This is a genomic window from Streptomyces sp. NPDC018045 (assembly GCF_044327445.1).
Classification (GTDB): domain Bacteria; phylum Actinomycetota; class Actinomycetes; order Streptomycetales; family Streptomycetaceae; genus Streptomyces.
Map to the genome: position 1 here is coordinate 142401 of NZ_JBIRFL010000015.1, position 9548 is coordinate 151948.

3 protein-coding genes and 1 tRNA gene are annotated in these 9548 nt (G+C 70.5%); 1 reads left to right on the forward strand and 3 read right to left on the reverse strand.

Annotation, left to right across the window (positions count from 1 at the left end; translation table 11 throughout):
- Nucleotides 1-6: 6 nt before the first annotated feature.
- Nucleotides 7-5520, reverse strand: a complete 5514-nt coding sequence (locus ACH4EB_RS27225) for a HAMP domain-containing protein (RefSeq protein ID WP_398350431.1) — start codon at nucleotides 5518-5520, stop codon at nucleotides 7-9.
- 286 nt (nucleotides 5521-5806) lie between these two features.
- Between ACH4EB_RS27225 and ACH4EB_RS27230 the strand changes: the two genes are divergently transcribed.
- Nucleotides 5807-8449 carry a SpoIIE family protein phosphatase gene (locus ACH4EB_RS27230; RefSeq protein WP_398350432.1) on the forward strand — a complete coding sequence of 881 codons (2643 nt, stop codon included), beginning with the start codon at nucleotides 5807-5809 and terminating at the stop codon, nucleotides 8447-8449.
- A gap of 83 nt (nucleotides 8450-8532) precedes the next feature.
- On the opposite strand, the gene ACH4EB_RS27235 is transcribed toward ACH4EB_RS27230, so the two are convergent.
- Nucleotides 8533-8608: transfer RNA gene (locus tag ACH4EB_RS27235), tRNA-Thr, on the reverse strand.
- A 97-nt stretch (nucleotides 8609-8705) separates the two neighbouring features.
- Nucleotides 8706-9392 (reverse strand): DegT/DnrJ/EryC1/StrS family aminotransferase, encoded by a 687-nt coding sequence (locus ACH4EB_RS27240; RefSeq protein ID WP_398350433.1) that lies wholly within the window; start codon nucleotides 9390-9392, stop codon nucleotides 8706-8708.
- Nucleotides 9393-9548 lie beyond the last annotated feature (156 nt).

Genomic DNA, 9548 nt, shown 5'->3' on the forward strand with positions numbered 1-9548 from the left:
AACGTGTCACCGCGTGCGCATCCATTGCTCCATCACCGTCAGCAGGTGATCGGTGTCCACCGGCTTGGTCACGTAGTCCGAAGCCCCGGACTCGATGCTCTTCTCCCGGTCGCCCTTCATCGCCTTCGCGGTCAGCGCGATGATCGGCAGCCCGGCGAACTGCGGCATCCGCCGGATCGCGGCCGTGGTCGCGTAGCCGTCCATCTCCGGCATCATGATGTCCATCAGGACGAGCACCACGTCGTCGTGCTGCTCCAGGACCTCGATGCCCTCCCGGCCGTTCTCCGCGTACAGCACGGACAGCCCGTTCTGCTCCAGCACGCTGGTGAGCGCGAACACGTTGCGGATGTCGTCGTCGACGATCAGCACCTTCTCGCCGTGGAAGCCGCCGTCGAAACCGGACGACACCAGGTCCTGGCCGTTGCCGACCCAGGGCTCCTCGGCGGGCGCCCGCGAGGGCTCCGCGGCCGGCTGCGGTGCCGCCGGCGGCGTGGGCACGGCCGGCAGCTCCGGCCGCGGCGCCTCGGCGACGGCCGGGCGCCGACGCCGCCGGCTGAGCCCCGGGCCGCTGCCCCGGGAGGGCGCGACACCGGTCTGCGCGGCCTCCTCCGCGGCCTGCCGCCCGAGCTCCGCGTCCCGCGCCTCGGCGTCCATCGCGAGCCCGCCCGCGACGAGCTGCGGGTAGCCCTGCGGCGGCAGCCCGCCCGGGTTGTACGGCAGGTAGAGCGTGAACGTCGAGCCGCGGCCCGGCTCACTGGCGGCGTGGATCTCGCCGCCGAGCAGCCGCGCGATCTCCCGGCTGATCGACAGACCCAGGCCCGTACCGCCGTACTTGCGGCTGGTGGTGCCGTCCGCCTGCTTGAACGCCTCGAAGATCACCCGCATCTTGCTGGACGCGATGCCGATGCCGGTGTCCGTCACCGAGAACGCGATCATGTCGGCGTCCGGTTCGCGCAACGCGCCGTGCTCCAGCAGATGCTCGCGGATGTCCGTCGGCACGTCGTCGCCGGCCGGCCGGATGACCAGCTCGACGGCGCCGCTGTCGGTGAACTTCACCGCGTTGGCCAGCAGGTTGCGCAGCACCTGGAGCAGCCGCTGCTCGTCGGTGTGCAGCGTGGCGGGCAGCTCAGGGGAGACCCGTACGGAGAAGTCGAGCCCCTTCTCCGCGGTCAGCGGCCGGAACGTGGCCTCCACGTAGTCGACGAGCTGGACCAGCGCGATCCGGGTCGGGCTGACGTCCATCTTGCCCGCCTCGACCTTCGACAGGTCCAGGATGTCGTTGATCAACTGAAGCAGGTCGGAACCGGCGCCGTGAATGGTCTCGGAGAATTCGACCTGCTTCGGCGAGAGGTTCCCCTCCGCGTTGTCGGCGAGCAGCTTGGCGAGAATCAGCAGCGAGTTCAGCGGCGTCCGCAGCTCGTGCGACATGTTCGCCAGGAATTCCGACTTGTAGCGCATCGAGACGGCCAACTGCTCGGCGCGCTCCTCCAGGACCTGCCGCGCCTCCTCGATCTCGGTGTTCTTCACCTCGATGTCGCGGTTCTGCGCGCGCAGTTGCTCGGCCTTCTCCTCCAGTTCGGAGTTGGACAGCTCCAGCGCCTTCTGGCGGCTCTCCAACTCGCCCGAGCGCTCCTTGAGTTGCTCGGTCAGCTCCTGCGACTGCTTGAGCAGCACCTCGGTCTTGGTGTTGACGGAGATGGTGTTGACGCTGGTCGCGATCATCTCCGCGATCTGGCTGAGGAAGTCCTTCTGGATCTGCGTGAACGGCTGGAAGGACGCCAGCTCGATCACCCCGAGCACCTTGTCCTCGAAGAGCACCGGCAGCACGATCACATTGGCCGGCGGTGCCTCGCCCAGCCCGGAGGCAATCTTCAGGTAGCCGGAGGGAACGTTCTCCACCAGGATCGTGCGCTTCTCCGCCGCCGCCGTGCCGATCAGGGTCTCCCCCGGCCGGAACGTCGTCGGCATGGTGCCCATGGAGTAGCCGTACGAGCCCATCAGCCGCAGCTCGTAGGCGCCCGGCTCGCCGCCGTCCGCGCCGATCTCGTTGCTGTCGCCGGGCTGCGCGGCGAGGAAGAACGCGCCGTGCTGCGCCGAGACCGCCGGGGACAGCTCGCTCATGATGAGCGTCGCCACGTCCTTGAGGTCACGGCGGCCCTGCATCAGGCCGGAGATCCGGGCCAGGTTGCCCTTGAGCCAGTCCTGCTCCTCGTTGGCGAGGGTGGTCTCCCGGAGCGTGGCGATCATCGTGTTGACGTTGTCCTGGAGCTCCAGGATCTCGCCCGCCGCGTCCACGTCGATACGGACGTTGTGGTCGCCCAGGGTCACCGCCGCGGCGACGGCGGCGATCGCGCGCACCTGACGGGTCAGATTGCCCGCCATCTCGTTCACCGACTCCGTGAGGTCCTTCCAGGTGCCGGCCACGCCGCGCACCTGGGCCTGGCCACCGAGCTGGCCCTCCGTACCGACCTCACGGGCCACCCGGGTGACCTGCTCGGCGAAGGAGGAGAGCTGGTCGACCATCGTGTTGATGGTCGTCTTCAGGGCCAGGATCTCGCCCCGGGCGTCGATGTCGATCTTCTTGGTCAGGTCACCCTTGGCGATGGCCGTGGTGACCATCGCGATGTTGCGCACCTGTCCGGTCAGGTTGTTGGCCATCGAGTTCACCGACTCGGTCAGGTCCTTCCACGTGCCGGCGACGCCCGGTACGCGGGCCTGGCCGCCCAGGATGCCGTCGGTGCCCACCTCGCGGGCCACCCTGGTGACCTCGTCGGCGAACGACGACAGCGTCGTGACCATCGTGTTGACCGTGTCGGCGAGCTGCGCGACCTCGCCGCGCGCCTCGACCGTGACCTTCTTGGTCAGGTCGCCGTTGGCGACCGCCGCCGAGACCTGGGAGATGTTGCGCACCTGGATGGTCAGGTTGTTGGCCATCAGGTTGACGTTGTCGCTGAGGTCCTTCCAGATGCCGGTGACGCCGGGGACCCGGGCCTGGCCGCCGAGCTGGCCCTCCGTACCGACCTCACGGGCGACGCGCGTCACCTGCTCGGCGAAGAGGGAGAGCTGGTCGACCATCGTGTTCACGGTCGTGACCAGTTCGAGGATCTCACCCTTGGCGTCGACGGTGATCTTCTTCGAGAGGTCGCCGCGCGCGACCGCGGTGGTCACCTCGCCGATGCTGCGCACCTGGGACGTCAGGTTGTTCGCCATGAAGTTGACGGACTGGGTGAGGTCCTTCCACGTACCGCTGACGCCCTGCACCTCGGCCTGGCCGCCGAGGATGCCCTCGGTGCCCACCTCGCGCGCCACCCGTGTCACCTGGTCGGCGAACGACGAGAGCTGGTCGACCATCGTGTTCAGGGTGTTCTTCAGCTCCAGGATCTCGCCCCGGGCGTCCACGTCGATCTTCTGCGACAGGTCACCGCGCGCCACCGCCGTCGCGACCTGCGCGATGTTGCGGACCTGGGCGGTCAGGTTGCCGGCCATGCCGTTCACCGAGTCGGTCAGGTCGCGCCAGACACCCGCCACGCCGGGCACCTGGGCCTGCCCGCCGAGCCTGCCGTCCGTACCGACCTCGCGGGCCACCCGGGTGACCTGTTCCGCGAAGGCCGAGAGCTGGTCGACCATCGTGTTGATGGTGTTCTTCAGCTCCAGGATCTCGCCGCGCGCGTCCACGTCGATCTTCTGCGACAGGTCACCGCGCGCGACCGCCGTCGTCACCTGGGCGATCTGCCGCACCTGGGACGTCAGGTTGCCCGCCATGAAGTTGACGGAGTCGGTCAGTTCCTTCCACGTACCGCTGACGCCGTCCACCCGGGCCTGACCGCCCAGCCGGCCCTCCGTGCCCACGTCGCGGGCCATCCGGGTGACCTGGTCGGCGAACGACGAGAGCTGGTCGACCATCGTGTTCACGGTGTTCTTCAACTGGAGCATCTCACCGGACACGTCGACGGTGACCTTCTGCGACAGATCACCGTTGGCCACGGCCGTCGTCACCTGCGCGATGTTGCGCACCTGACCGGTCAGGTTGCGGAAGGCGGTGTTCACGGAGTCCGTGAGGTCCTTCCAGGTGCCCGCGGCGCCCGGCACCGCGGCCTGACCGCCCAGCTCGCCCTCGACACCGATCTCCCGCGCGACGCGCGTCACCTCGGCACCGAACGAGGAGAGCTGGTCCACCATGGTGTTCACGGTGTTCTTCAGTTCGAGCATCTCGCCCGCGACGTCCACGGTGACCTTCTGCGACAGGTCACCGTTCGCGACCGCCGTCGTCACCTGCGCGATGTCGCGGACCTGGCCCGTCAGGTTGCGGAAGGCGTTGTTCACCGAGTCGGTGAGGTCCTTCCACGTACCGGCGGCGCCCGGCACCTGCGCCTGCCCGCCGAGCTGGCCCTCGGCACCGACCTCGTTGGCGACCCGCGTGACCTCGTCCGCGAACGTCCGCAGCGTCTCGGTCATCGTGTTGATCGTGTCGGCGAGCTGCGCGACCTCGCCGCGCGCGCTGACCGTGACCTTCTGCGACAGGTCGCCGTTGGCCACCGCCGTGGTCACCTGGGCGATCCCGCGCACCTGCGCGGTGAGGTTGCCGGCCATCAGGTTGACCGAGTCCGTGAGGTCCTTCCAGACCCCCGCCACGCCCGGGACCTGCGCCTGGCCGCCCAGCTCGCCCTCCGTGCCGACCTCGCGCGCCACGCGGGTCACCTCGGAGGCGAAGGAGGAGAGCTGGTCCACCATCGTGTTGACGGTGTTCTTCAGCTCCAGCATCTCGCCGGCGACATGGACGGTCACCTTGCGTGACAGATCACCCTTGGCGACGGCGGTGGTGACCAGCGCGATGTCCCGCACCTGCGCCGTCAGCCGGGACGCCATCGTGTTGACGGACTCGGTCAGGTCCTTCCAGGACCCGGACATGCCGCGCACCCGCGCCTGCCCGCCGAGCTTGCCCTCCGTACCGACCTCGCTGGCGACCCGCGTCACCTCGTCGGTGAAGGCCGAGAGCTGGTCCACCAGGCCGTTGACCGTGCGGCCCACCTTCAGGAACTCACCGCGCAACGGATGCGCCGAGGTCCCGTCCGTACCGCGCGAGCGCAGGTCCATCCGCTGTTCCAGGTCGCCCTCGGACACCGCCGAGAGCACCCGGCCCACCTCGGACACCGGCCGTACGAGATCGTCGACCAGGGCGTTCGAGGCGTCGATGGCCGCGGCCCAGGAGCCCTCGCAGGCGCCCGCCTCCAGCCGTTCCGTGAGTTTTCCCTCACGTCCGACGACCCGGCGCACCCGCGCCAGCTCCCCCGTCAGGTGCAGATTGCGGTCCGCCACCTCGTTGTAAACAGCCGCGACCTCCGACATCACTCCGTCGCCGGAGACCGTCAGCCGCTTACGGAAATTCCCGTCCCGCATCGAGACGAGAGCAGCCAGCAGCCGGTTCAGCGCAGCCGTATCCACCTCAGTCGTCCCGTTGCTCCGGGAACGTCCGCCTTTCGCGCGCGTGCTCGTGCCCCGCGCCGCTGCGCCAGACTCCACCGTGTCCCTCCCGCAGGGTCGACCGTTCTACCCGGGCCTTCTCTTTGAGCTTGCCCAGTGTTTCACCATGGCCCAACCAGGCCATAACAGTTCGGCAGCATCGCATACCGTCCCGAGCACGATCGGGGCGCAAACAGACGTGACCGGCATCCGCACGCGCGGCGAAGGTAAGTAACCTGGCATCCGGCTGTCCACCCGCCCCGGCCGTCCAGCACGGGCAGTGGGCGAGCACACCAGGCTTTCGGAGGGCGCCGCCATGGTGGGAGAGCAGATCACCGACACACGCATGAGGAGACCAGTGATCACCGCGCGGGCCGCTGCCACATTCGAGCCGGTCGGCCGCTCGGTCGCCACCGCCCGCGCCTTTGTGCGCGACACCCTCCAGGGCTGGGGCTACGGCGACATCGTCGACGACGCCGTCGTCCTGACCAGCGAACTGGTCACCAACGCCGTCGTCCACGCGGGCACCGCCGCCGACGTACTGTGCCTGCGCACGGACGGCGGCGTACGCATCGAGGTCGCGGACCGCTACCCGGAGCGGGAGATCCCGCTGCAGAACACCGGCCGCGCGTTCGCCCATCCGGACCGCGAGGGCGGCCGCGGACTGCTGCTGTGCGGCGCGCTGGCCGGCCGCTGGGGCGTGGAGTACACCGCCTCGCAAAAGCACGTCTGGTTCCAGCTCGACCTGCCCGAGCGCCCCGCCGGCACCCGCTCGGCGGGCCCCGCGCTGCCCGTCGACGCCCTGCCGGTCGCCGACAGCCGGGTCCGCGTCGCCGTCGTCCAGATCGACCGCGGCGGCTGCATCAGCTTCTGGAACGAGGACGCCCGGGACCTCTTCGCGTACGACCCCGAGCAGGTCGCCGGCAAGCCGCTCACCGACTTCGCCGCCTGGCCGCACACTCCCGGCACGGGCACCGGTATCGCCGAGGCGCTCCAGCTCTCCCGCTGGGAAGGCTCGTACGGCATACGGGGCGCCGACGGCCGGGTCGTCCCGGTGTACGCCTCCCACCTCCGCGTCCGCGACGCCGACGGCGAGCCGTACACGGTCTGCCTGCTGGTGCGCGACCACGAGCGCGCGGTCCTGCAGAGCCCGCTGCGCACCCCCGCCCCCGACCAGGCGACCCAGCCGCCCGAGGGCCGCGGCCCGGCCGACCCGTTCGAGGTCTTCATCGGCTCGCCGGCCCCGGACGACCTGGACGGCCTGCTCCAGCGCACGGTCGAGCGCGCCCGCGACATGCTCGACGGCGACGCCGCGTACCTCCTGCTGGCCACCGACGACGAGACGGAGCTGGAGGTACGCGCCTCCACCGGCCTGCCCTCGGCCCGCCAGCGCTTCGCCCGGGTCCCGGTCGAGGCGGGCTCCGGGCGGTACGGCTCCGCCCGCATGCCGGCCGTCCACGAGGACCTGACCGCCGTACCGGGGGCCGTACCCCTGCTCTCCGGTACCGGCATGCGCTCGGTCGTGACCGTCCCCCTGAAGGTCGAGGGCCGCCTGACCGGCTCCCTTGGCGTCGCCGCGGAGGCCCCGGGACGCTACACGAACGAGGAGGCCCTGCGCCTCCAGTTCGCCGCCGACCGCATCGCGCTGGCCGTCGAGCGGGCCCGCCTGACCGAACTGGAACGGCTGCGCCGCGGCTCCCTCTCCTTCCTGGTCGAGGCCTCCGACCTGCTGGCCGGCACCCTCGACCGGGACCAGACGCTGGCCCTGATGGCCCAGATGACGGTCCCCACCCTCGCCACCTGGTGCGCCGTCTACACCGTCGCCGACCAGGCGTCCGAGCCGGAGCTGTCCTACGTGCTGCACGAGGACGAGGACCGCATCGACGGCCTCAAGTCGCTCCTGATGAAGGTCGACCCGCCGGAGCCGGTGCCCACGCCCGGAGCCCGGCTGTGGAACGCGCCGACCGACGCCGCCCACGACGCGGCCCTGCGCACCTCCCTGCGCAGTCTCGGGCTGGGCAACTCGGCCCGCCCCTCCAAGGGCCCCGGCGCCACCCTGGCGACCGCCTCGGCGGTGGGCGGCGAGACCGTCGTGCTGCCGCTGGTCGCCCGCAACCGCGTCATCGGCATGCTCACCCTCGGCAAGCCCAGCGAGGAACACTTCCGCCAGGAGATCCTGGAGCTGGCCGAGGACCTCTCCCGGCGGGCCGCGCTCGCCCTGGACAACGCGCGCCTGTACTCGGAGCGCACGGCCATCAGCCAGTCCCTCCAGCGCAGCCTGCTGCCCCCGGAGCTGCCCGAGGTGCCGGGCGTCGAGGTCGAGGTCATCTACCGCGCGGCCGGCGAGGGCAACGAGGTCGGCGGTGACTTCTACGACCTGTTCCCCATCCGCGACGGGGCGTACGGCTTCGCCATCGGCGACGTCTGCGGTACGGGGCCGGAGGCCGCCGCGGTCACCGGCCTGGCCCGGCACGCGCTGCGCCTGCTCGCCCGCGAGGGCTTCGGCGGCCCCGCCGTCCTGGAGCGGCTGAACGCCGCGATCCTCGACGAGGGCGCCCGCAGCCGCTTCCTGACGCTGCTGTACGGCGAACTGTGGCCGCAGCGCGACGGCAGCGCCGTCCTGAAGGTCGTCTGCGCGGGCCATCCGCTGCCGCTGCGTCTGCGCCAGGACGGCTCGGTCGAGCCGGCCGCCGAGCCGCAGCCGCTGCTGGGCGTCATGGACGACCTGGAGCTGTACGAGCAGACCGTCACGCTCGATCCGGGCGATGTCCTGCTGTGCGTCACCGACGGCGTCACCGAGCGCCGGGAGGGCACCCGGATGCTGGGCGACGACGGCCTCACGGACGTGCTGACGACCTGCACGGGCCTGACGGCCGGCGCCGTGGCCGCCCGCATCCTGCGGGCGGTGGAGCGCTTTGCCGCCGAACCGGCGTCCGACGACATGGCCATTCTCGCCATGCGTGTCCCCGAGGTCCCGCTCACCGCGTGACCCGGGGCCCGCCCGGGCCCCCCTTTCCCGGCCTTTCCCGCATACGAAAAAGGCCCCCGCCGAATGGCGGGGGCCTTCTTCTGTGGAGCCCCAATACGGAATCGAACCGTAGACCTTCTCCTTACCATGGAGACGCTCTGCCGACTGAGCTATTGGGGCCGGCAACGGGGAAAACTCTACCCGACCTCGTCCGATAAACCGAATCGCGTACCGCTCATCCCGAAGGCCGTATCCCACTCCCCCGCAAAAGGGATTTTCAGCCCGCCGGTTGCAGCAGTCCGCCGAGCGCGTTGCACGCGCCGGCCATCTTGTGCAGCTCGCGTCGCGACAGTTCGCCGCGTACCGGCAGCGCCAGCGTCTCGTCCACGGCCCGCTCGGTCTGCGGCAGAAACACGTCCCGCCGCAGCCCCGGCGTGCGATAGACGGGCGCCTGTACGGGAATGCGGCACGCGACGCCCCGGGAGCGCAGGGCCCGCGCGAAGGCGTCCCGGTCCGGCCGTCCGTTCCCCGGGACCCGCACGACGTACTGCTCGTACGTGTGCCCCGCGACGGCAGGCGGCGTCGCCACACCGGTCAGCCGACTGTCCAGATAGGCGGCGCGGTCGCGCCTGCGCCGTACGCCGTCCTGGTCCGTCTGCCCGGCACCGGGCTCGTCGGCGGCGACGACCAGCAGGCCGTGCCGCTGGCCGGTCTCCCGTATCCAGCCCATGTCCGCGGGCCGGCCGAAGCGGTGTACGGCAATGACGGCGGCCGTCCGCGGTGTGACCGCGTCGGCCACCGCGGCCGGGTCGAGGCAGAGGCTGTCCGCGTCCACATCGGCGAAGACCGGCAGCGCGCCCAGCTCCATGACTGCCTCGGCGATCTCGGGGTTGCCGTACGCCGGCACCACCACCTCGTCGCCTTCACGGACACCGGCCGACCTGAGCGTTCCCACTGTCCCCATGCTGCGGATCCTGACCACGTGAAGTGAACATGAAGTAACGCGCCGCACTGCACCGTGAGAACAAAAAAGCTCCGGTCCCTGAACCAGAGGTTCAGGGACCGGAGCTGAAAAATTGTTCGGCGGCGTCCTACTCTCCCACAGGGTCCCCCCTGCAGT